Source organism: Pigmentiphaga sp. NML080357 (assembly GCF_002188465.1).
GTDB lineage: Bacteria > Pseudomonadota > Gammaproteobacteria > Burkholderiales > Burkholderiaceae_B > Pigmentiphaga.
The window spans coordinates 173,711-196,717 of record NZ_NINW01000038.1; the positions used below are offsets into that span (position 1 = coordinate 173,711).

The 23,007-nt window shown below is 66.7% G+C and carries 23 protein-coding genes; 6 read left to right on the plus strand and 17 right to left on the minus strand.

From position 1 onward, the window contains the following. Positions 1–78: 78 nt before the first annotated feature. From CDO44_RS17805 to CDO44_RS17815, 3 genes are read right to left on the minus strand one after another with little or no spacing between them, the layout of a single operon-like run. Positions 79–876 (minus strand): transglutaminase family protein, encoded by a 798-nt coding sequence (locus tag CDO44_RS17805; RefSeq protein WP_087781621.1) that lies wholly within the window; start codon positions 874–876, stop codon positions 79–81. A gap of 11 nt (positions 877–887) precedes the next feature. Further along, positions 888–1,847 carry an alpha-E domain-containing protein gene (locus CDO44_RS17810; protein WP_087781622.1) on the minus strand — a complete coding sequence of 320 codons (960 nt, stop codon included), beginning with the start codon at positions 1,845–1,847 and terminating at the stop codon, positions 888–890. Further along, positions 1,841–3,292 carry a circularly permuted type 2 ATP-grasp protein gene (locus CDO44_RS17815; protein ID WP_087781623.1) on the minus strand — a complete coding sequence of 484 codons (1,452 nt, stop codon included), beginning with the start codon at positions 3,290–3,292 and terminating at the stop codon, positions 1,841–1,843. The genes CDO44_RS17810 and CDO44_RS17815 overlap by 7 nt, the downstream gene beginning before the upstream one ends. A gap of 333 nt (positions 3,293–3,625) precedes the next feature. Here CDO44_RS17815 and gtdA point away from each other — a divergent pair, with 333 nt between their 5' ends. Genes gtdA through maiA form a run of 3 tightly spaced genes read left to right on the plus strand, consistent with a single transcriptional unit; the run spans position 3,626 to position 6,078 of the window. Further along, positions 3,626–4,678, plus strand: a complete 1,053-nt coding sequence (gene gtdA / locus CDO44_RS17820; protein ID WP_087781624.1) for a gentisate 1,2-dioxygenase — start codon at positions 3,626–3,628, stop codon at positions 4,676–4,678. Between the two features lie 34 nt (positions 4,679–4,712). Beyond that, positions 4,713–5,411: a fumarylacetoacetate hydrolase family protein gene (locus CDO44_RS17825; RefSeq protein ID WP_087781625.1), complete on the plus strand. Its 699-nt coding sequence runs from the start codon at positions 4,713–4,715 to the stop codon at positions 5,409–5,411. A gap of 16 nt (positions 5,412–5,427) precedes the next feature. Further along, positions 5,428–6,078 (plus strand): maleylacetoacetate isomerase, encoded by a 651-nt coding sequence (gene maiA, locus CDO44_RS17830; RefSeq protein ID WP_087781626.1) that lies wholly within the window; start codon positions 5,428–5,430, stop codon positions 6,076–6,078. A gap of 9 nt (positions 6,079–6,087) precedes the next feature. Here the strand turns inward: maiA and CDO44_RS17835 are convergent, their stop codons facing one another. Continuing rightward, a complete protein-coding gene (locus CDO44_RS17835) occupies positions 6,088–7,416 on the minus strand; it encodes an aspartate aminotransferase family protein (protein WP_087781627.1) in 1,329 nt (442 codons plus the stop codon). A 166-nt stretch (positions 7,417–7,582) separates the two neighbouring features. Between CDO44_RS17835 and CDO44_RS17840 the strand changes: the two genes are divergently transcribed. After that, positions 7,583–8,263 carry a Fe2+-dependent dioxygenase gene (locus CDO44_RS17840; RefSeq protein ID WP_087781628.1) on the plus strand — a complete coding sequence of 227 codons (681 nt, stop codon included), beginning with the start codon at positions 7,583–7,585 and terminating at the stop codon, positions 8,261–8,263. Between the two features lie 14 nt (positions 8,264–8,277). Next, complete coding sequence (locus CDO44_RS17845; RefSeq protein WP_087781682.1) at positions 8,278–9,399, plus strand: alpha-hydroxy acid oxidase; 1,122 nt, start codon at positions 8,278–8,280, stop codon at positions 9,397–9,399. 39 nt (positions 9,400–9,438) lie between these two features. Here the strand turns inward: CDO44_RS17845 and CDO44_RS17850 are convergent, their stop codons facing one another. From CDO44_RS17850 to CDO44_RS17895, 10 genes are all read right to left on the minus strand, one after another. Then, a complete protein-coding gene (locus tag CDO44_RS17850; RefSeq protein ID WP_087781629.1) occupies positions 9,439–10,419 on the minus strand; it encodes a tripartite tricarboxylate transporter substrate binding protein in 981 nt (326 codons plus the stop codon). Between the two features lie 340 nt (positions 10,420–10,759). Further along, complete coding sequence (gene fdhA, locus CDO44_RS17855; RefSeq protein ID WP_087781630.1) at positions 10,760–11,962, minus strand: formaldehyde dehydrogenase, glutathione-independent; 1,203 nt, start codon at positions 11,960–11,962, stop codon at positions 10,760–10,762. Positions 11,963–12,030: 68 nt separating this feature from the next. Next, positions 12,031–12,762 carry an alpha/beta fold hydrolase gene (locus CDO44_RS17860; RefSeq protein WP_087781631.1) on the minus strand — a complete coding sequence of 244 codons (732 nt, stop codon included), beginning with the start codon at positions 12,760–12,762 and terminating at the stop codon, positions 12,031–12,033. Then, a complete protein-coding gene (locus CDO44_RS17865; protein WP_087781632.1) occupies positions 12,759–13,472 on the minus strand; it encodes an ABC transporter ATP-binding protein in 714 nt (237 codons plus the stop codon). The genes CDO44_RS17860 and CDO44_RS17865 overlap by 4 nt, the downstream gene beginning before the upstream one ends. Further along, positions 13,465–14,220 carry an ABC transporter ATP-binding protein gene (locus CDO44_RS17870; RefSeq protein WP_087781633.1) on the minus strand — a complete coding sequence of 252 codons (756 nt, stop codon included), beginning with the start codon at positions 14,218–14,220 and terminating at the stop codon, positions 13,465–13,467. Before CDO44_RS17870 ends, CDO44_RS17865 begins: the two co-directional genes overlap by 8 nt. Then, a complete protein-coding gene (locus CDO44_RS17875; RefSeq protein ID WP_087781634.1) occupies positions 14,217–15,200 on the minus strand; it encodes a branched-chain amino acid ABC transporter permease in 984 nt (327 codons plus the stop codon). The genes CDO44_RS17870 and CDO44_RS17875 overlap by 4 nt, the downstream gene beginning before the upstream one ends. Positions 15,201–15,202: 2 nt before the next feature. Beyond that, entirely contained in the window at positions 15,203–16,072 is an 870-nt protein-coding gene (locus CDO44_RS17880; protein WP_087781635.1) for a branched-chain amino acid ABC transporter permease, read from the minus strand. A 66-nt stretch (positions 16,073–16,138) separates the two neighbouring features. Continuing rightward, complete coding sequence (locus CDO44_RS17885) at positions 16,139–17,320, minus strand: ABC transporter substrate-binding protein (protein ID WP_087781636.1); 1,182 nt, start codon at positions 17,318–17,320, stop codon at positions 16,139–16,141. A gap of 180 nt (positions 17,321–17,500) precedes the next feature. Beyond that, positions 17,501–17,860 carry a protocatechuate 3,4-dioxygenase gene (locus tag CDO44_RS17890; RefSeq protein WP_087781637.1) on the minus strand — a complete coding sequence of 120 codons (360 nt, stop codon included), beginning with the start codon at positions 17,858–17,860 and terminating at the stop codon, positions 17,501–17,503. 10 nt (positions 17,861–17,870) lie between these two features. Further along, positions 17,871–18,755 carry a gallate dioxygenase gene (locus tag CDO44_RS17895; protein ID WP_087781638.1) on the minus strand — a complete coding sequence of 295 codons (885 nt, stop codon included), beginning with the start codon at positions 18,753–18,755 and terminating at the stop codon, positions 17,871–17,873. 197 nt (positions 18,756–18,952) lie between these two features. On the opposite strand from CDO44_RS17895, the gene CDO44_RS17900 reads away from it, so the two are divergent. Further along, positions 18,953–19,675, plus strand: a complete 723-nt coding sequence (locus tag CDO44_RS17900; RefSeq protein ID WP_087781639.1) for a GntR family transcriptional regulator — start codon at positions 18,953–18,955, stop codon at positions 19,673–19,675. Between the two features lie 17 nt (positions 19,676–19,692). Here the strand turns inward: CDO44_RS17900 and CDO44_RS17905 are convergent, their stop codons facing one another. The 3 genes from CDO44_RS17905 to CDO44_RS17915 all read right to left on the minus strand — a co-directional run bounded on the left by CDO44_RS17905 (position 19,693) and on the right by CDO44_RS17915 (position 22,984). Then, on the minus strand, positions 19,693–20,673 hold the full coding sequence (locus CDO44_RS17905; protein ID WP_158213328.1) for a LysR family transcriptional regulator: 981 nt from the start codon (positions 20,671–20,673) through the stop codon (positions 19,693–19,695). Between the two features lie 52 nt (positions 20,674–20,725). Continuing rightward, positions 20,726–21,898: an acyl-CoA dehydrogenase family protein gene (locus CDO44_RS17910; protein ID WP_087781641.1), complete on the minus strand. Its 1,173-nt coding sequence runs from the start codon at positions 21,896–21,898 to the stop codon at positions 20,726–20,728. Between the two features lie 111 nt (positions 21,899–22,009). Next, entirely contained in the window at positions 22,010–22,984 is a 975-nt protein-coding gene (locus CDO44_RS17915) for a tripartite tricarboxylate transporter substrate binding protein (protein WP_087781642.1), read from the minus strand. Positions 22,985–23,007 lie beyond the last annotated feature (23 nt).

Sequence of the window (23,007 nt, forward strand, 5' to 3'; positions counted from 1 at the left end):
ATTCACGCCATCGGAATATCGGACGATTCTAGCGCGTCGGGACAGGGATCGCATGGATGGGTCGCGCGCCAGCGGGGCTCATTGCCCGGTTGCGCCGACCTTCACGTCCACTGTCATGGCCTCGGCGCCGCCGCCTACCCGCATGCCGCGCACTGGAGCCGCCGAACCGTAGTCGGCGCCGACGGCAACGCGACAATAGGGGCCGGAGGCATAGCGGCCATGTGTCACGTCCACCGACACCCAGCCCGCATCGTCCAGCCAGACGTCCACCCAGGCATGGCTGGCCGCGTGAGGCACGTCGCCGGGATCGATGTAGCCGCTGACATAGCGGGCCGGCACCCCCAAAGCCCGGCAGCAGGCGATGAGCAAATGGGAATGATCCTGGCAGACCCCCTGCCCCAGCGCCAGTGCCTCAGCCGCGGTACTCGTCACCTGCGTGATGCCGGAACCATACGCCACCCTTTCCTGAATGTGCCGTGCGAGGTCGACCAGCGCCGCCGGCCGGTTCAGCGGTCCCGTGGCCTGGGCCAGCTCGCGCACGGCATCGTCGGCCTCGGTCAGCCGCGTCGGGCAGGTGAAATGTTCGAGCGGAATGCGGCCCGGACCTTCCTGCAGCCGGCCTTCGCGCAGGAGCGTGGTCTCGACTTCGCCGCGCACGACGAACCGCATTTCCGACAAGGGCCGCGTCATGACCAGCGTCTGGACCGTATTGCCATAGGCGTCCGTGGCGGCGTCGAGCTTGCCGGGGGCGTTCAGGTCCCAATGGACGACGACCTGGGCCGAGCCGGACCCAGGCACCAGTCGCAATTGCTGGATGGAGTAATGCACCGGGACATCGTAGCGATACGTGGTTTCATGATGGATGAACAGACGCATGGCGCACCCCTTCAGGAAGTCAAGGGCAGGAGGAAGGCCGAACTGATCTTGTTGCCCAAGGTGGCGATACGAGCCAGGAATTCGGTCAGGTACGCATGCAACCCGCGCGCCAGGATGGGCCGGATCTCGGCGTACAGCAATTCGGCGCGCAGCTTGCCGGCATAGCGTTCGCATTCGCGGGAGTTGCCGGTCCTCAACATAGCGAGGTTCTCGCACACATGGTCCAGCGATGCAAGCAGCGAGCGCGGCATGGACGGATTAAGTATCAGCAGCTCTGCCACCCTCTCGGGAACCAGCACGTCGCGATAGACCTGGCGGTAGATCTCCAGTCCGGACACCGAGCTCAGGATGGAGGTCCAATAGTAGAAGTCGTCGAGCTGCCCGCCGACGGCCGAACGCGAGCCCGGCGCCCCATCCCCATCGGCGAAACGCACGTCCAGGATCCTCGCCGTGTTGTCGGCCCGCTCCAGAAAGGTGCCCAGCTGGGTGAAATAGAAGGCTTCGTCCTTGAGCGCGGTGCCCAGTGTCACGCCTCGCGACAGATGCGAGCGCAGCTTGACCCACTCGAACACCGAATCGGGATCCTGCGCCAGCATTCCCTCGTCGACCTGGCGATTGAAATCGAGCCAGGTATGGTTGATCGTTTCCCACGATTCGGTCGTCAGCGTGCCGCGCACCGCACGGGCGTTCTCCCGGGCGGCACGCAGGCTGGACAGGATGCTGGACGGATTGTCAGGATCGGCGACCATGAAACGCAGCACATTGTGGGCCGTCACCGCGTCGTATCGGGCGGCGAACGCATCGCTCAGCTCCGAGATCGACAGCACGGCCCGCTGGCTGCGCAGGGCGCTCTCGTCGGTCTGGGGCAGCAGCAGTGCTTTGAGCGTCACGTCCAGCATACGAGCCGTATTCTCCGCACGCTCCATATAGCGCCCCATCCAGAATAGGTGATCGGCCGTGCGGCTCAGCATGTCCCCTCCTCCATGGCAGCGCCACCGGCGGCATCGAGTACCCAGGTGTCTTTCGTTCCCCCGCCCTGCGAGGAATTGACGACCAGCGACCCTTGGCGTAGCGCGACCCGGGTCAGCCCGCCGGCCACCATCGCGATGCTGTGGCCGGACAGCACGAACGGTCGAAGGTCGATGTGGCGCGGTGCAATGCCTTCCTCGACGAAGGTGGGGCAAGTGGACAGCGCCAGCGTGGGTTGGGCGATATAGGCCTGAGGCCTGGCTAGCAGGCGGGCGCGAAAGGCTTCGATCTCGGCACGGCTGGCCGTCGGCCCCACCAGCATCCCGTAGCCGCCCGCGCCGTGCACTTCCTTGACTACCAGTTCGGGCAGGTGCGCCAGCACATGGGACAGCTCGTCCGGCTTGCGGCACTGCCAGGTCGGCACATTCTGCAGAATGGGTTCCTCCGACAGATAGAAGGAAATCATGTCTGGCACGAAGGGATAGATGGATTTGTCGTCGGCCACGCCGGCGCCAATGGCATTGGCCAGCGTGACACGCCCCGCCCGGTACACCGACAGCAGTCCGGGCACCCCCAGCGCCGAGTCGGCGCGAAAGGCCAGCGGGTCGAGGAAGTCGTCGTCGAGCCGCCGATAGATCACGTCCACGCGCTGAGGGCCGCGCGTAGTAAGCATGAATACGGTATTGTCGGAGACGAAGAGGTCGCTGCCCTGCACCAGCTCCACGCCCATCTGCTGAGCCAGGAACGCGTGCTCGAAATAGGCCGAGTTGTAGATGCCCGGAGTGAGCACGACCACCGTGGGTTCGTCCACGCCCACGGGAGCCACCGAGCGCAGATTATCCAGCAGCAGGTCCGGGTAGTGGGCCACGGGCGCGATCCGGTTCTGCACGAACAGTTCGGGGAAGAGCCGCATCATCATCTTGCGGTTCTCCAGCATATAGGAGACGCCGGACGGTACCCGCAGATTATCCTCGAGCACATAGAATGTACCGTCCCGATCTCCCCCGGCCTTGACGATGTCAATCCCGGCGATGTGTGCGTAGATGTCCCGCGGCACGTCCACGTCCTGCATTTCCGGCCGGTACTGGGCATTGGTATAGACTTGCTCGGCCGGCACCACGCCGGCGCGCACGATGCGCCGCTCATGGTAGACGTCGTGGATGAACAGGTTCAGCGCACGCACCCGCTGCGCCATGCCTCGCTGCAACAGTTGCCATTCGTCAGCGGGAATAATGCGCGGGATCAGGTCGAACGGGATCAGCCGTTCCACGTCACCCGCGTCGCCCCCCAAAGCGAAAGTAATGCCCACCCGCCTGAACACCAGGTCCGCCTCGGCGCGCTTCCTGGCCAGGGTCTCGCCACGCTGGCGGTCGAGCCAGGCGCAGAACCGCTTGTAGTGCCGGCGGACGGCGCCGGTCTCGAACTGCATCTCGTCATAGGAAAGCATGGGCACCTTCGTTATGGCTGCATCCGAAGCTGCTCAAGCAAGGGCCATACCGGGCGGCGTGGGCGCATGAAGGACGCCGTCCCCCCGGGCGCCGCACCAGTCCGGAAACCGCATTCCCTTTGCGGGGTCGAGAGCGCACCAACATGATGCCCGTAGGGTGAAGCGCCGCTCGACCATACTCAGCGCGATATGGTTGATAAGATAATTTCATATCTTTTCACATACCTCGCCGAATACAATGGCCGGAGCCGCCGCCGCAGGGATGCCCCGCGCGGCCCCGAGGCAGCATGGCGGGGCATCGCCCCGCGCCGCCCGCCAGACACGGAGACATCCATGCTCGACAAGACCGCTCCCGATGCCGCGCGCCGCGCCTACTACGACCGCATCGCCCAGAAGAACCTGAGCCCCCTCTGGGAGTCCCTGCACACCCTGGTGCCGCCGCAGCCGCAGCCGCGCTGCGTGCCCGCCATCTGGAAATACGAGAAGCTGCGCGCCGACGTGATGGAATCCGGCTCCATCATCAGCGCCGAGGAAGCCGTGCGACGCGTGCTGATCCTGGAGAACCCGGGCCTCGCGGGCCAATCGGCCATCACGCAGACGCTGTACGCCGGACTGCAACTGATCCTGCCCGGAGAGATCGCGCCCAGCCACCGCCACACGCAATCCGCCCTGCGCTTCATCGTCGAAGGCAAGGGTGCCTACACGGCGGTCAACGGCGAGCGCACCACCATGCATCCCGGCGACTTCATCATCACGCCGTCGTGGACCTGGCACGACCACGGCAACCCCACCGAAGCCGAAGGCGGCGAGCCGGTGGTGTGGCTCGACGGCCTCGACATCCCGCTGCTGCGCTCGCTCGACGCCGGCTTCGCCGAGAACTATCCGGAGGCCTCGCAGCCGGTCATGCGTCCCGAAGGCGACAGCTTCGCCCGCTACGGTTACAACATGGCCCCGGTGCGCCATACCTTCAGCGGAACCTCCTCGCCCATCTTCAACTATCCGTACGAACGCTCGCGCGAAGCGCTCGACCAGCTGGGCCGGCGCGGCGAGCTCGATCCCTGGGACGGCGTCAAGCTGCGCTACGTGAACCCGGCCACCGGCGGCTACCCCATGCCCACCATGGCCACCTTCATGCAATGGCTGCCGGCCGGCTTCCAGGGCAAGACCTACCGCACCTCCGATTCCACCGTCTTCAGCGTGGTCGAGGGCCAGGGTAGCGCCCGCATCGGCGACGAAGTCTTCCAGTTCGGTCCGCGCGACGTATTCGTGGTGCCGCCGTGGCAGCCGGTGCAACTGGCCGCGCTCGAAGACGCCGTGCTGTTCAGCTATTCTGATCGTCCGGTGCAAGCCGCGCTGGGGCTGCTGCGCGAAGAGCGCATCGCCTGATCTTCCTTCATCCATCCACCGAGGTTTCCGACCCATGTCGTACGTCTTCCAACCCGAACCGGTCACCACGCTTCCCGTCGCCGGCAGCAACGATCAATTCCCGGTGCGCCGCGTCTATTGCGTCGGCCGCAACTACGCCGCGCACGCCCGCGAGATGGGTTTCGATCCCGACCGCGAACCGCCGTTCTTTTTCTGCAAGCCGGCCGACGCCGTGGTCGCCGTGCCCTACGGCACGACCCTGGACCTGCCCTACCCCGCCGAGACCTCCAACTTCCACTACGAGATCGAACTCGTGGCCGCCATCGGCAAGTCGGGCGCGAACATTCCGGTCGAACAGGCGCTGGACTATGTGTGGGGCTATGCAGTCGGCCTGGACATGACCCGCCGCGACCTGCAGATCAAGATGCGCGAAGTCGGCCGCCCCTGGGAAATCGGCAAGGCCTTCGACCAGAGCGCCCCCACCGCGCCGCTGCACAAGGCGTCCGACGTCGGCCATCTCGACAAGGCCGAGCTCTGGCTGAAGGTGAATGGCCAGGACAAGCAGCGCAGCGACACCTCCAAGCTGATCTGGTCGGTGGCCGAGACCGTGGCCTACCTGTCCAAGTACTTCCGCCTCGAGCCGGGCGACCTGATCTTCACCGGCACGCCCGAAGGCGTCGGCCCGGTGGTCAAGGGCGACGTGATGGAAGGCGGCGTGGAAGGGCTGGGCAAGCTGAACGTGCGCGTGGTCTGAGGCTGGACGAGCTCACATGGAACTCTACAGTTTCTTCAACAGCTCGACCTCGTACCGGGTGCGCATCGCGCTGGCGCTCAAGGGCCTCGCCTACGAGTACCGCGGCGTCAACATCCGCACGCTGGAGCACCGCGCGGCCGACTACGTGGCCAAGAACCCGTCGGCCAACGTGCCGCTGCTGGTGGACGGCGAGGTCCGGCTGGGGCAGTCGTTGGCCATCATCGACTACCTCGACGCCACCTATCCCACCCCGCGCCTGATCCCCGAAGACAAGATGCAGCGCGCGCGGGTGCTCGAGGTCTCGCTGGCCATCTCCTGCGACATCCATCCGATCAACAACCTGCGCATCCTCAAGTACCTGACCGACGTGATCGGCGTTACCGAGGATCAAAAGAAGGCTTGGTACGATCACTGGATACAGGATGGCCTGGCCGCGGTCGAACGCCTGCTGCAGGCCCACGGTTCCGGCCCCTACTGCTTCGGCGACGCCCCCACGCTGGCCGACTGCTGCCTGGTTCCCCAGGTGGGCAACGCCCAGCGCATGGGCTGCGATACGTCGGCGTATGAGCGCGTGATGGCGGTGTACGAGCATTGCCAGAAGCAACCGGCCTTCCAGCAGGCCGCTCCGGGCAGGCAGCCTGACTATAGTCCCCCCCCTACGCGCTGACGGGAAGCGCTAAGGGGTGGGCTTCCCCTCCAGCACTTTCTTCACCGTCGCGAACAACGTCTCGATCTGTTCCTCGTCGATGATCAGCGGCGGCGAGAATGCGAGGATGTCGCCAGTGAACCGCACCAGCACGCCCGCCTTCAGGCAAGCCAGGAAAGCCTCGTAGGCACGTGCCCCAGGCTCTCCGGGACGGGGTTCCAGCTCGACCGCCGCGGCCATCCCGATATTGCGGATGTCCTTCACATGCGGCGCTCCCCGCAACGCATGCACCGCCGACTCGAACACCGGCTCCAGCCGGGCCGCCCGCTCGAACAGTCCTTCCCGTGCATACAAGTCCAAGGTCGCCACGGCCGCCGCCGCGGCGGCCGGATGCCCGGAATAGGTATAGCCATGGAACAGCTCGATGGCGTTGCCCGGTCCCGTTTCGACGATGGCATCGTGAATGGCGCGCGACACGGCCACCGCCCCCATCGGCACAGTGGCGTTGTTGATTCCCTTGGCCATGGTCAGCAGGTCCGGCGTCACGCCGAAGCGCCCGGCCGCAGTGGCCGCCCCGAGCCGCCCGAACGCCGTAATGACTTCGTCGAAGATCAGCAGGATGCCATGGCGGGTGCACAGTTCGCGCAAGCGTTCGAGATAGCCGCGCGGCGGCACGATCACGCCCGCCGAACCCGCCATGGGCTCCACGATCACGCCGGCCACCGTCGACGCGTCGTGCAAGGCCAGCAGGCGTTCGAGCTCGTCGGCCAGGTGCGCGCCCCACGTGGGCTGGCCCTTGGAGAACGCGGCCTCGGCCATATTCAGCGTAGCGGGCAGATGATCCACGCCAGGCATCAGATTGGCTGCGTAGGCCTTGCGGTTGGCGCCGATCCCGCCCACCGACATGCCGCCGAAACCTACCCCGTGGTAGCCGCGCTCGCGGCCGATGAACCGGGTGCGCTGGCCTTCTCCTCGGGCGCGATGGTAGGCGAGCGCGATCTTCAGCGCCGTATCGACCGATTCCGAACCGGAGTTCGTGAAAAAAATGCGGTCCAGGCCGGAAGGCATGATCGCCGCGAGCCGGCTGGCGGCCTCGAAGGCCAGCGGATGCCCCATTTGGAAAGGCGGCGCGTAATCCAGGGTGCGCATCTGCCGGTGCACGGCCTCGACGATCTCGTCGCGACAATGGCCGGCATTGGAACACCACAGGCCCGCCGTGCCGTCCAGGATCTGCCGGCCATCGGCATCGGTGTAGTACATCCCCTTGGCCGACACCAGGAGCCGCGGCGCGGCCTTGAACTGCCGGTTGGCGGTAAAGGGCATCCAGAGGGACTGCAGGTCGGGCGTATCGGCGGACATATCGGGCTCCTTGCCAGGGCGGGCTGCCTGCGGCCCGGGCGGGCCGGCGCGGCGCTCCATCGGCATGCACAGCATCTAGTGTATTGAGATCCGCGTCCGACGGGAAAGACGCGCCCTAGGGCGGCAAGGGTAAACTTGCCGGGATTCCATGCGAGGATGCGTTGCCATGATGTTGACCCTTCCCGACGTCCTGACGGCCGAGCAGCTGGCGCAATGCCGGCAGGCGCTGGCCGGGGCCGACTGGATCGACGGCCGGTCCACGGCCGGGCACATGGCGGTCCATGCCAAGCACAACCTGCAGTTGGCGGCCGACGATCCGCTCGCCGCGCGATTGGGCAATCTCATTCTCGACGTCCTGGGGGCCAACCCGCTGTTCATCTCCGCCACGCTGCCCCTGAAAGTGCTGCCGCCGGCCTTCAACCGCTACGAAGGCGGCGGCAACTACGGCAACCACGTCGACAATGCCATCCGCAGCCTGCCAGGCAGCGCGCACCGGGTACGCACGGACATCTCGGCCACGCTGTTCCTGACACCGCCCGAAGACTACGACGGCGGAGAGCTCGTCGTCGAAGACACCTACGGCATCCATCGCGTCAAGCTCCCCGCGGGCCACATGGTGATCTACCCCGGCACCAGCCTGCACCGGGTCACGCCGGTCACCCGGGGCGCGCGCATCGCCGCGTTCTTCTGGGTGCAAAGCCTCGTGCGCGACGAAACGCAGCGCGAGACGCTCTACCGGATGGACACCGCCATCCAGCAGCTCGCGCGCGAGGTCCCGGCCAGCGAGGCCCTGGTCCAGTTGACCGGCATCTATCACAACCTGCTGCGGCAATGGTCGCAGACCTGACCGGCGGCCCGTCCATGCCCCTGCCTCCGCTCGCCCAAATCCCGCCGCAGATCGCCGCCGTCGCGGACTACGAAGCCTATGCGCGCGAGCGCCTCGACGATGCCGCGTGGGCCTACCTCGCGGGGGGCGCGGCCGACGAGTTGACCTTGCGCGCCAACCGCGAAGCCTTCGACCGCGTGCGGATACAGCCCCGGGTCCTCGGCGACATGACGGGCGGCGGCACCTCGCTCGATCTACTCGGCGTCCGGCTGTCCTATCCCATCCTGCTGGCGCCGGTGGCCTTCCAGAAGCTCGCGCATCCGCAGGGAGAACTTGCCACGGTGCTGGCGGCATCGGCCATGAAGGCGGCGATGGTGGTCAGCACCCAGGCCAGCGTCGCGCTGGAAGACCTGGCGCGGGCAGCCGAGACGCCGCTATGGTTCCAACTCTACTTCCAGGCCGACCGGAACGACACGCTACGGCTCGCCAGGAGAGCGGAAGCGGCCGGCTACCGGGCGCTGGTGGTCACCGTGGACGCCCCGGTCAATGGGGTACGCAATCGCGAGCAGCGCGCGGGATTCGCGCTGCCCGCCGGCATCGAAGCCGTCAACCTGCGAGGCATGCGCCCCATGGCCCAGACCGTTGCGCGCGCCGGCGAGAGCGCCGTCTTCGGCAGCGGCGCGCTGGACGCCGCGCCGTCCTGGGAGGACATCGCATGGCTGCGCACCATGACGGGGCTGCCGGTGGTGCTGAAGGGCATTCTTGCGCCGGCCGACGCGAGGCTGGCGGTGGAAGCCGGCGCGTCTGCCATCATCGTTTCCAACCACGGCGGGCGCACGCTGGATACGGCGCCGGCGACGCTCGAGGCCCTGCCATGGATCGCCGCCGAAGTGCGCGGCCGCATTCCCATCCTGATGGATGGCGGCATACGCCGCGGCACCGACGTTTTCAAGGCGATCGCGCTGGGCGCCGCCGCGGTGTTGATCGGGCGCGGCTACCTGCATGGCCTGGCAGCCGCCGGCACGGTCGGCGTGATCCACGTGCTGCACATGCTGCGCACCGAGTTCGAGATCGCGATGGCGCTGGCCGGCTGCAGGACCCTTGCCGACATCGACAGGGCTGCGCTCTGGACGCATCCCGCGCCCGGCCAGCTCTAGAGCTGTCCCGCCTAGACGCCCGGCCTGCGCCCAGGCTCCTTACATCGGCTCGATGCCCGCCGCCTTCACCAGCTGCGCGTTCGATTCGATCTCGTCCTTGATGTAGGCGTCGAATTTCTCCGGCGTCAGGACGAAAGCATCGGCGCCGACCGCGGCAAAGCGCGTCTTGACGTCTTCCGAGGCGAGCGCCTTGGCCACTTCGGCCTGCAGCTTGTTGACGATGGGCCGCGGCGTCTTGGCCGGCACCATCATCCCTATCCAGAAATTGAATTCCGAGCCCGGAACGCCGGCTTCCGCCGTGGTCGGCACGTTAGGCAGGATGCTGGAGCGCCGTGGCGATCCCACCGCCAGCGGCACCAGGTGGCCTTCCTTGATCTGGCCGATGACCGGCGCCACGGGCGAGAAGTAATAATCGACGCGCCCGCTGATGACTTCGGACACCGCCTCGGGCGACCCCTTGAACGGAATGTGCGTGGCGTCGATCTTGGCCTGCAGCCGGAAGCGCTCGGCATTCAGGTGCGTGGCGCTGCCGGTGCCGGACGAGGCGTAGTTCAGGCTGCCGGGCTTGCTGCGGGCCGTGGCCAGCAGCTCGGACAGGGACTTGATGTTCTTCGATGGCGCGATCACCAGCACGTTGGGCAGCGTGGAGATCGGCGTCACGCCGGCGAAGTCCTTGACCGTGTCGAACGGCAGCCTGGCGAAGGTCGAGGGATTGACGGTATGCGACGAAGAGTGGATCAGCACGGTATAGCCGTCGGGCGCGGCCTGCGCGACTTGCGCCGCGCCTATCGTGCCGCCCGCCCCGGCGCGGTTCTCGACCACCACCGGCTGCCCCAGGCTCGCGGCCAGCTTGTCCGTGATGGCGCGGGCGATGATGTCGGTGGTGCTGCCCGCGGTGAACGGCACGATTACGCGGATGGGCTTGGTGGGATAGGCGGCTTCCTGCGCACCCGCCGGCGCGTGGGCCAGGGCGATCAGGCAGGACACCGGAGCGAATGCAGCGGCGCGAACGAACTTCATGGTTGTCTCCTGGTGCGGATCTCTTTGTACGCGTGCAAGGCGCAGCATAGACGCGGGGATCGCGGCCATGGCGATCTCGCCAGCGGATCGCCCGCCTGCAATTCACCTTTTAGTGAATTGCAGGAATGATGAGATACGGCGGCGGCGGCGTCAATCGCTGCCACGGCTCAGGAGCCTCAGTACATTCCCTAGGATTGCCGCCGGCCGCAGCGGGCCTCGGCATGGTTGAGAGCGCGCGCCCGCGCGACTGGCGGGCGGCGATGCGCCGTAGGTGGAGAGATGGAGGGACGGCACGCGAGTGCCGCCGCGCCCGGCATGAAACCGGGCGCGGGCAAGCCGCTCAGGCCGCCTTGGGCAACTGGCCGTGCGGGTCGATGACGAATTTCTTGGGCGCGCCCGCGTCGAACTCGGCATAGCCCCTGGGAGCGTCGTCGAGCGTAATGACTTCCACGCCAACGACCTCGGCGATCTTGATGCGGTCCCACAAGATGGCCTGCATCAGGGAGCGGTTGTATTTCATCACCGGCGTCTGCCCCGTGAAGAAACTGTGCGACTTGGCCCAGCCCAATCCCAGGCGGATGCTGAGCGAACCGTGCTGCGCTGCCTTGTCGACGCCGCCGGGATCGTCCGTCACGTACAGTCCCGGAATGCCGATCTTGCCGGCGGCCCGCGTGACTTCCATCAAGGAGTTGAGTACCGTGGCCGGCGCCTCCTGGCGGGCACCCTCGTGGCCGTGGCCGCGCGCCTCGAAACCGACGGCGTCGACGGCGCAGTCCACTTCCGGCACGCCGAGGATCTGCGCGATCTGGTCTGCCAGGGATGCATCCTGCGACAGGTCCACGGTCTCGAAGCCCACCTTGCGGGCATGGACCAGGCGCGCCGGGTTCACGTCGCCGACGATCACCACCGCGGCGCCGAGCAGTCGTGCCGACGCGGCGGCGGCAAGGCCCACCGGCCCGGCGCCGGCCACGTAGACCGTACTGCCCGGCCCGACGCCGGCCGTGACCGCGCCGTGATAACCGGTAGGCAGGATGTCCGACAGGCACGTCAGGTCCCGGATCTTCGCCATGGCCTGGGCGCGATCGGGGAACTTGAGCAGGTTGAAGTCGGCGTAGGGCACCATCACATACTCGGCCTGGCCGCCGATCCAGCCGCCCATGTCGACGTAGCCATAGGCGCCTCCGGCACGGGCAGGATTCACGTTCAGGCACACGCCGGTCTGCTGCTCCTTGCACAGCCGGCAGCGGCCGCATGCCACGTTGAACGGCACGGAAACGATGTCGCCCTTCTTCAGCGTCTCGACGTCGCGTCCGGCCTCCAGCACTTCGCCGGTTATCTCGTGCCCCAGCACCAGGCCGGCGGGGGCGGTGGTCCGGCCCCGCACCATGTGCTGGTCCGAACCGCAGATGTTCGTGGAGAGCACCTTGAGAATGACACCGTGCTCGATGGACTTGCCGGCGGGATTCACCAGCTTCGGAAAGGCGATGCTTTGCACCTCGACCTTGCCGGGACCTACGTAGACGACACCGCGGTTGGACGACATGTGAGTCTCCTGTGGAATGACTTCGCGGCGCGCGTGTCTTGCTCCGCGGGACGCGAAGGGTTGCGAAATCAGGGCCGCGCCTCGGCCTGCAGCCATTGCGCGAAGGCGTCGTTGACGGCGCCGGGCTGCTCCATCGTAGTCATGTGTCCGGAATGCTCGATGGCCACCAGCCGCGCGCCGGGTATCTCGGCGGCCATCGCCTCGTGGCGCGACAGCGGACTCCAGGTATCCTCCCGGCCGCACAGCACCAGCGTCGGGCAGGCGATGCGCGGCAATTGCGCGGAGGCGTCGGGCCGCGCCAGCAGCGCGCGGATCTGCGCCGCGAACACCTCCGGGGTGCGGCGTTCGAGCATGGCCAGGACGGCCTCGAACACCGGCCCGTCGATACGGTCGGGATGCACCATGCCCCGGGCCCAGATGCGTCCCATCTCGCGCATGCCTTTCTCCTGGGCGGTCCGCAGCAGGGCCATGCGGCCGGCGCGCTCGGACTCCCCGGCCACGCCCGGTGCAAGCCCCTTGTAGCCCGTGTCCAGCAAGGCCAGGCGCAGGACGCGCTCCGGTGCGAGGCGGATCACTTCGAGCGCGACGCGCCCGCCCATGGAATGGCCGGCAAGATGGAACGTCCCGGCCGGCGCATGCCGCAGTACGTGCTCGGCCATCGCGGTGATCGTGTCCAGCGTACCGTAGTCCGGCACCACGCATTCGAATTGCGCGCCGAAGCGCGCGCATTGCTCATCCCACACGGCGCGGTCGCACAGGAGTCCCGGCAACAGGACCAGGGACGGCTTCGACCGATTCATTGCACTTCCTCCAAACCTATCAATGACGCCAGGCGCTCCGGATCGCCCCGCAGTTCCGGGCTCGCTCCCTGCCAGACGATGCGCCCGCGATCGAGCACGATGGCGCGCTCGGTAAGGTCGAGCGCCAGTTCGGCATGCTGCTCGACCAGCACGATGGAAAGCGCCCCGCCCTCGCGGAGCTTGCCGAAGGCGTCCACCAGCACGTCGACGATGACCGGCGCCAGCCCTTCGAAGGGCTCGTCGAGCAACAATACCTTCGGGTTGCCGATCAGGGCCCGGCCTATGGCGAGCATCTGCTGCTCCCCGCCCGACAACTGGTAGCCCAGGTTGCGGCCGCGCTGCGCCAGCCTGGGAAAGAGATCGTAGACCCGCTCCAGGTTCCACGGCCCCGGAGCCGCAGCCACGGTCAGGTTCTCCTGCACCGTCAGCGAGGGAAATATCTCCCTTTCCTGGGGCACCAGCCCCAGTCCGCGGCGCGCCCGCTGGTGCGCCGGCCAGCCGGAGAAGTCCTGCCCCAGGTAGCGCAAGGCGCCGCCGTGCACGGTGTTCAGGCCCAGCAGCGTGGTCAGCAGCGTGGTCTTGCCGACCCCATTGCGGCCCAGCACCGCCAGCGCCTCGCCCGCGGCCAGGTGCAGCGACACGTTCTCCAGCACGACGGTCTCGCCATAGCCTGCGCTCAGGTCCTGCAATTCCAGCACGCGTTCAGTCATGGTGTCCTCGCTTGCCCAGGTATACGTCGCGCACGCGCGGATCGGTCCGGACTTCGTCCACGCCACCCTCGAGCAGCACCGCGCCTTCGACCAGGACGGTGATGCGCCTGGCGAAGCGAAACACCAGGCTCATGTCGTGCTCGATCACGAGCACGGCCACGTCGACCGGCAGGCGCTCGAGCAGTTCGAAGAGGCGCTTGCCCTCGGTAGAGGGCACGCCGGCCACCGGCTCGTCCAGCAACAGCACCTTGGGCTTGAGCGCCAGCGCCAGCGCGATCTCGATCTGGCGGCGCTGGCCATAGGCCAGTTCGCTCACCTGCCTGCCGGCCAGCTCCAGCAATCCCAGCTCGCGCAGGCAATCCGCCGCCTCGTCGACGAACTCGGCACGTGCCGGCAGCGGCCGCCCGATACGCCCGTCCAGGCCCCCGCGGGCGGACAGCGCCAGGCCGATGTTCTCGGCCACGCTCAGGTGGGTGAACAGGGAATTGATCTGGAAGGTGCGCGCCAGGCCCAGCTTGACCCGCTGCTCGGCGGGCATGTCGGTCACGTCCCGTCCGTCCAGCAGTACCTTGCCGGCGTTGGGCCGGATGACGCCGGTGATCTGGTGCACCAGCGTGCTCTTGCCCGCGCCGTTGGGACCGATCAACGCATGCCTGGCGCCAGGTTCCAGCGCGAGGTTCACGTCGCGCGTCACGGCCAGGGCACCGTACTGCTTGCACAAGCCCACGAGTTGCAGCGGCGCGCTCATCGTGCGCCCTCCTTGCCGATCCAGCGGGCCAGGCATCCCGACAGGCCAGTGGGGGCGAACCGCACCACGATGATCAGCAGCACGCCCAGCGCGGCCAGCCAGTTGGTGGGATCGAGCGCCGCGGCGCGGTCGGCCAGCAGCATGAAGACGATGGCGCCGAGGAAGGCGCCATAGAGGCGCCCGGTTCCGCCCAGCGCCAACATGACGAGCACGTTGGCCGACATGGTGAAGCCCAGGCTGTCGAGACCGACGATGTTGTTGACTTGCGCCGACAGCGCACCGGCGGCGCCGGCCAGCGCCGCCGAGATCGCATACAACGCCAGCAGCCGCCGGCGCACCGGCACGCCGAGCAGCGCCATGCGCGTCGGGTTCTCGCGCACGCCCCGCGCCGTCAGTCCCAGCGGCGAACTGACGAGGAACTTGCAGAAGGCGTATGCCAGGACCAGCACGGCCAGCGCATACCAGTACGCGGTGCGCCCCTCGATGTCGAACTGGAACAAGCCCAGTACCGGCGCGACCGAGTAACCGGTCAACCCGTCGTCGCCCATGGTCAGCGGCTTGGCCACGTTGGCCAGCTCCAGCAACAGCGTCGCGCAAACCAGGGTAAGCATGATCTGCGTCAGGCCGGTGGTGCGCAGCACGGCCAGCCCCGAGACGAGGCCCACCACGGCGGCGGCGACCATGCCCACGACGAGTCCGGACAGGGGCTCGGAAGACACGTGCATGGCGTAGAGTCCGGCGGCATAGGCTCCGGTGCCGAAAAAGGCCGCGTGTCCCAGGGTCTCGACGCCGCCATAACCTTGCGCGATATCCAGCGACAGCGCGAACACGATCATGATGAGCACGGCGGTGGCCAGGGCCAGGTAGAGGTCGGCCAGGAAAAAGGTCGCCACGGCCGCCGCCAGCAGCACCAGGTCGACCACGTTGTAGCGGTGCTGCGCGAACGCGCGCGCGACCGGATCGGTATGGGATGTCTTCATGTTCAACTCGCCACCAGGCCGCGGGGACGGACCAGCAGGATCGCCAGTACGGCCAGGTAGATCACGAACGCGCCAAGCGCCGGCACGTAGTAGCGCCCCCAGGTATCGATGAGACCCAGCAGCAGCGCGGCATACAGCGAACCTCGCAGACTGCCCAGGCCGCCCACCGCTACCACGATCAGCACGATCACCAGGTACTTGAGGCCGTAGTAGGGCTCGAGCGGCAGCATGGGACTGCCCAGCGCGCCGCCCACCGCGGCCAGGCCGCAGCCGATGGCGAACGTGGCCGAGAACACCGCGGGCACGTTGATGCCCACGCAGCGGGCCATGCGCTGGTTGTCGACCGCCGCGCGCAGGCGGGCGCCGAACGCCGTGCGCTCGATCCCCAGCCACAACGCGAAAGCGACCGCCGCGCTCGCTACCACCAGGAAGGCGCGGTAGACCGACAACGTCAGCGTGCCGACGTTGAAATTGCCTTGCAGCGACGCAGGCAGCGGCAGGGATTGCAATTGCGTGCCGGCCAGGTTCTTGACGATGGCGGTGATGACGAAAGTCAGTCCTATGGTCATCAGCAGCTGGCCCAGGCCGTTCGTGCCGTAGACCCAGCGGTACAGCGTGCGTTCGAGCAGCGCGCCAATCGCCATGGTCGCCAGCGCGGCCAGGGGCACGGCGAGATAGAAGTGCACGCCCGCGCCGCGGATGAACCACAGGGCGAGATAGCCGCCGATCATGGCGAAGGCGGAATGCGTGAGGTTGACCACCCGCATCACGCCCAGCGTGATGGTCAGGCCAACGGAAATGAGGAACAGCATCATGCCGTAGGCAATGCCGTCCACGGTGAGACTGAGGAAAGTGGCAAGCGTCGAAGTCATGCGTCAACCGGCGCGAAAAAGGGAAGAAAAAGGGCGGCGAGGCCGGCGGCCTCGCCCGCGCCGACGCTACTTCTTGATTTCGTGCCAGGGATCCTTGACCGCCGGATAGGTATGGAACACCTTGTTGCCCAGCTTGCCGTCGATCTTCTCGACCTTGCGCATGTAGACGTTCTGCACGATCTCCCGGGTGCGCGGGTCGATGCTGACCGGCCCGCGCGGGCTGTCCCACTTGAAGTCCTTGATGGCCGCCATCGCCTTGTCGCCGTCCTTGGTCCCGTTGGTCGCGCGCACCATTTGCTCGATCAGCCTCATTCCGTCGTAGGCCGCCACCGATGCGACGCTCGGCAGTTCGTCCTTGCCGTACTTGGCCTTGTAGGCCGCCACGAATTCCTTGTTGATCGGCGTGTCCAGGTACGGCGAGTAATGCAGCGCCGAGGTCAGTCCGAGCGCGGCATCGCCGATGGGCGCGATGTCCTCTTCCTGCGCCTCGTTCGTCACCAGTAGCGTGATGCCGGCCTTGTCGAGTTCGCGCTCCTTGAAGCTGCGTATCATGCCGGCCGACATCGGCCCCACCGGCATGAACATGAAGACCGCCTGCGGCTTCAGGTCGCGCACGCGCTGCAGATAGCTGGAGAAGTCCGTAGTGCCCATCGGCACCTTGATCTCGCCGACGACCTTGCCGCCCAGCTTGGTGAAGGTCTGGCCGAAGGCTTCCAGCGCATCGTGGCCGGGCGCATAATCGGCCGCCAGGATGACCGCGTTCTTCATGCCCTGGTCATAGGCCCACTGCACCAGCGGAATGCTGACGGTCCACTGGGTGAAGCCGGCACGCACGTAGTACTGCGACTTGTCGGTCACGCTCGAGGTGCCGGAATTCAGAATGACATAGGGCGTCTTGGTCTGGTTGATGACGTCGACCGCGCCCAGGACCGTGGGCGTGAACACGCCGCCGATCAGGTACTGCACCTTGTCGCGCACCACCAGCTCCTGCGACAGCTGCCGGGCCCGCTGGGGATTGGAGCCGGCTTCGTCGCGCGACACCACGGTGACGGTATGCTCGCCGAACTTGCCGCCGCGCTGCGCCAGGTACAGATCGACCCCGCGCTGGTATTCCTTGCCCCACCAGGTGTAGGCGCCGGAAAACTGGCTGAGCAAGCCGACCTTGATCTCCGCCGCGGCGGCCGTTCCCGTCGCCGCCACGGCTGCCGCGGCGCACAGCAGCCCCGCAACGCGCTTCGCGATTCGCATAGTCTCTCTCCTTGGCGCGGTGCGCCTTTGTCAGTGGTATTGCAATGTGATGGCGACGCGACCCGCACCGCATGGAAGAAGTGCCCCCCGCTCCAGGACACAGCGGATCCGGCTCCGCCGGTCCGTAAGTAGAGCCCCCTGGGGGGCACGCGTCAGCGCGTAGGGGGGACCTCTCCTCCCCTACCGGGCCTCGGGCACCTGCCGCGTCTTCATGAACTCCTCGAAGGTCTCGCCGCGCATGATGGCGTAGATCTCGAGGTTGGTCTTCTTCACGACCCGGCCGAACTTCTCGAGCACGAAGAAGTTGACGCCGTACTTCACCAGGCCCAGCCAGTCGCGGGCGCGAACCAGGGCCTTCTCTTCCTCGGTGAGCCCGGCGGCTTCCATCGTGCCTTCCTCGTCGGCCACGAACCGCGCGCGCCAGTCGGCGCCGATCATGTTCCAGAAGAAGCGGTTGATCTTGAGCGTGCGGTTGCTGGTACGGAGGTCGAAGGCGTAGGTGCCCGCGATCTCCTCGATACCTTCCAGTTGCGGATTCATGGCGTCCCCCTCATGCCGCCGCCGTGGCGGCCTGGCCGGGCTGCGCCGCGACCGGCGCGCCTTCCTCGTACAGCACCACCGTCATTGCGGTGGTCGTGGCCAGGTAGTAGTTCTGGTGCAGCTTGCGCACCGGCCCGCTACCCAGCGCGCCGCGCATGGCCAGCCACATGATCTGCTCCACGCTCTCGGCCCCGCCCAGGCGGACATAGTCGGCATGCGTCATCCGCATCAACGCCTCGGGGTCTTCTTCCAGCAGCCGGAGGAATTCCAGGTCCCACTCGGTATTGTTGAAGCCGGTGCGTTCGCCATGGATCTGGTGGGACAGGCCGCCGGTGCCCACCACCACCACTTTCAGGTCCTCGGGATAGGACTCCACCGCGCGGCGGACGGCCTGGCCCAATCGATAGCAGCGGCGCGCCGTGGGCAGCGGATACTGCAGCACGTTGATGGCGATGGGCACCACGCTGCCCGGCCAGTCGGGCTGGTGCGGCCACAGCAGCGGCAGGGGCGAGGCGCAGCCGTGGTCGATGGGCTTGTCCTGGAAGACGGTAATGTCGAACTCGTCATTGACCAGGCATTCGGCCATGTGCGCCTGGAAGTCGACGTTGCCGCGGATGGCCGGCAGATTGCGCAGGCCCGCGCCCTCGTCCGCGATGGGAAAACGCTCTCCCACGCCCAGTGCGAAGGTGGGATACATGTCGAAGAAAAAGGTCGTGCAGTGGTCGTTGTAGAAGAACACCAGCACATCGGCCTGCTTCTCGGCCAGCCAGGCGGCAACCGGCTTGTAGCCGTCGAACAGCGGCGCCCAGGCCGGGTCGTTCTGCTTGCCCTTGTCATAGGCGACGGCGATGGTCGGCACGTGCGAGCTGCCTATGCCGCCGATGATTCTTGCCATGATGCGAATACTCCGTAGAGGGGACGGACGGCGATGTGGAGCGAAGATTATATGGGATCCCAAAATAAAGCAATAACGGGTCTTTCTGGGGTCGTATCGGCCGTTTGGGATCCAATACAGGATCCCAAACGCTCTATACTGGCGCCACTCCGCCCCAAGCGAACAAGCGGGCGTCGAACCACCAAGGGAGCTCCAGCATGCAGCAGACCACGACCATGCTGCATATCCGTGAAATGATCCTGCGCGGCGAACTGGCGCCCGGCGAACGGGTACGCGAGGCCGACCTGGCCGCCCGCCTGGGCATTTCACGCACGCCCGTGCGCCAGGCCCTGCCCGCGCTGGCCCAGGAAGGGCTCCTGGTGCCGTCGGGCGCCCGGGGGTTTGCGGTCCGCGCCTTCTCCGCCCGGGAAAGCATGGAAGCGCTGCACCTTCGCGCCGCGCTCGAGGGACTGGCGGCGCGCGCACTGGCCACCAACGGCGCCAGCAACGAGCTGCTGGCCGAGCTCAAGGACTGCCTGGCCGAAGGCGATCGGATCTTCAAGGACCACACCCTCTCGGACGACGATGAAATCCGTTATGCGGAAATGAACGCACGCTTCCATGCGCTCATCCTGGAGGGCGCCGACATGCCGCTCCTGTCCAGCCTGGTCAGCCGCTGCAACGTCGTGCCCTTCACCGCCCCGCTCACGCTGGCTTTCGATACGCAGAGCCGGGAGGTGATGTTCAATTTCCTGTTTTACGCCCATCGGCAACACCACGCCATCGTCACGGCCATCGAAAGCGGCCAGGCCGACCGGGCCGAAAACCTGTTCCGCGAACATGCCTACACCCAGGTGCAAAGCCAGGGGGCGGACTTCGAGAAGGAAGCCGGGCTGGTTCCCCCGAAGAAGCGGCGGCGGCTGGTGCCCGGAATAATCTGACGGCGGCGGACAGGGCCCTAGGCCCGCAGGTCCGGCGCAACCCGCAGCGCGCCGCAAGGCGGGTGCCGCTCCATGAACAGGTCGGCCATCACACCGCGCAACCAGCGCGTTCCGCCGTCCTGATGGCTACGCTCGTGCCAGAACTGCTTGACTTCGAATTCCGGCACCTCGAACGGAAGCGGCAGCATCTTGACGTGCCGGAGAGGCATCATGAACCGCGCCACGGTACTCGGGATGACGACCAGGAGCTCGGTGGCCTGGAGAATGTCCGGCACCACCGTGAAATGGGGAACCCTCAGCGCGATGTGGCGGCGCAATCCTTTTTTCTCGAGGTACTGCTCGATCAGCGTCGTGGTCGACGAATGCAGCGATACGCGGCTATAACGCGAACCCGCGGGCTCGATCATGATGTGCGACTCTTCGCCGAACTCCTGCAGGCTCAGCGTCCGGCCGATGCGGGGATGGTCGGCACGAAGCAGGCAGACGTGGCGGTCGCTGAACAGCCGCTGCTGGTAGAAGCCAGCCGCCAACCCCGGAAGGAAACCGACCGCCAGGTCGGCGTCTCCGGATTCGAGCGCCTCGCGATAGCTTTCGCGCGGCAACTGCAGTATGCGCAGACCGACTCCCGGAGCGACCTCCTTGAGGTGCCGCATCAGGCGAGGCAGGTACACCACCTCGCCCAGGTCGCTCAACAGTACTTGGAAGATCCGCTCGGATCGCGTGGGATCGAAGGCGACCGCTCCCTCCAGGCCGGTTCGCATGATCGACAGCCCGGCCCGCACGCTGGGCGCGATACGCAGCGCGAACGGCGTGGGCTCCATGCCGGTCTTCACCCTGACGAACAGCGGGTCGCCGCACACGGCACGCAGCCGGGTCAAGGCGTGGCTCATCGAGGGCTGGGAAAGCCCCACCCGCAGCCCCGCCCGGGTCACGTTCCGTTCCTGCATCATCGCGTCGAACGCCACCAGCAAATTGAGATCGATGCTCTCGATATTCATCGCCGCCCTCTGTAGAACGCGACAGATCGCCGGCGGCATCCGCATCGCCGGCTCAGATATCGAAGCGATCGGCTCCGTACCGGCCGGACAGCACGCCCGCCGAAATGATCATCCGCTGCATTTCCGACGACCCCTCGGTGATCGTCCGGCTGCGCGCGTCGCGGTACATCAGTTCCAGCGGCAGCTCGCGCGACAGCCCCAGGCCGCCGTGGATCTGGATCGCCCGGTCGACGACCCGCACCAGCATTTCGTCCGCATACAGCTTCACCGCGGAGGCTTCCAGATGATAGTCCAGCCCGCGGTCGACCTTCCACGCCGCGTGATACACCATGGACCGCGCCGCATGCAGCTCCACCAGAGAATCGGCGATCATCCACTGGATAGCCTGGCGCTTGGCCAGCGGCAGGCCGAAGGTATGGCGGGCGTTGGCATGGGCGACGGCCAGGTCCAGGGCGCGCTGGGCGCGGCCGACGGATTTCGGCCCGTGGATGAGGCGACCCATATCCAGGAACTCGCGCGCCAGCTCCCAGCCTTGCCCCACCTTGCCGATCAGCTGGGTCGCAGGCACCCGGACGTTGTCGAACAGCAGCTCCCAAGGCCGGTCCGGCGACATCAATTCGAAGCTCTGCCCCAGACTCATGCCCGGCGTGCCCTTGTCGACCAGGAAGCAGCTAACGCCCGATTCTTCCCCGTTCTTCACCGTCTTCGCGAACACCTGCACGAAATCGGCCTTGTCGGCGCCGGTGATGAATATCTTGGTTCCGTTGATGACGAAGTGATCGCCGTCGGCCACCGCGGTCGTCCGCATACCGGCAGGATCGGATCCCGCGCCCGGTTCGGTCAGGGCGAAGCAGGTGCGCTTCTCGCCCCTGGCGACAGGCAGCAGGTACTTTTCCTTCTGCCGGGCATCGCAATGGAACAGCACCGGCCCCAGATAAGGCGTCAGTACCGTGGGCGCCCGGAAGGAGGGAACATTGCATTTGGCCAGTTCCTCGAACACGACGCACATGCCGACCGCCCCCACCCCCCCTCCTCCGGCCTCCGGGGGCAGATCGAACGCCCAGAACCCCAATTCCTTGGCCTTGTCCTGCAGCGCGCGCCGGACTTGGTCCGGGATGTCGGGTTCGTTCGCGTAGCGGCTTTCCAGCGGCATCAGCTCGCGCTCGACGAAGCGGCGGACCGCGTCGCGAAGCATGCGCAGCTCCGGGGCTAATTCGAAATCCATCTTTGTTCTCCCGCCAAGGCGTCATCCATTACATCGGGTTGAGTTCTTAAACCCGACCTGCGATCGTCACTCATCACCGCCGTAGTCCTTGGCCGGATCAAGCACCGACCCCTAGTCCAATTTCACATTCGCATTCCGTATGCTTGCTTCGTACTCCGCGCGATCCTGCGCAAGAAAGCGTGCGAACTCCGAGGGCCCCTGATTCAACGGCTCCAACCCCACGCCCGTCACATACTTTTCCTGGAAAGCCGGCTGGGAAGCCACCTCCGACACGTCGGCGGCAATCTTGCGCACCACCTCATCCGGCGTCCCCCTCGGCGCGACCAGCCCGAACCACGCCTGCGAGACCATCTTCGGAAAACCCAGCTCGGCAAAAGTCGGCGCTTCGGGAAAGGCGGCAATGCGCTGCGGCGCCGCCACCGCCAGCAGTTTCACCTTGCCGCCCCTGACCATGGGTATGGAAGGCGGCACGCCGACCCAGGCCATGTCGATCTGGCCGCCCACCAGTGCCGCCATGACGTCGGCCACGCCTTTATACGGAACATGGTTTAGCCGTATGCCCGCCATGGACGAGAAAGCCTCGGCGTCGAGCTGGGCCTTGCTGCCCACGCCGTACGAGCCGTAGGTCACCTCGCCCGGGCGGGCCTTCGCGCGGGCAACGAGCTCCTCCACGCTGCGGACGGCAAAATCGTTGCTCGCCAGCAGGATCTCCCGCGTCTGCACCAGGTTGACCACAGGCATGAAGTCCTTGACGGGATCGTAGGACAGCTTGCGGTAGAGATACTGGTTGGAAGAAAGCGTCGGATCGTTCGCCATCAGCAGCGTATGGCCGTCCGGCGCAGCGCGGGCCACATACTCCGCGGCGATGATGGTATTGGCCCCCGGCCGGTTCTCGACAATGACCGGCCGCGACCAGCGGGTGGTCAGCTCCTGGGCAAGGCCGCGCGCCACCACGTCCGCCAGCCCTCCGGCGGTGAAAGGCACGACGATGCGCACCATCCTGGCGGGAAAGTCTTCACCATGCGCCGTGCCGGCGGCGCACAAGGCAAGCACCGCGATGCGCGTAAAAATCCTGCGTACGTTCATGTCCGTCTCCTCCGTTCATCGCG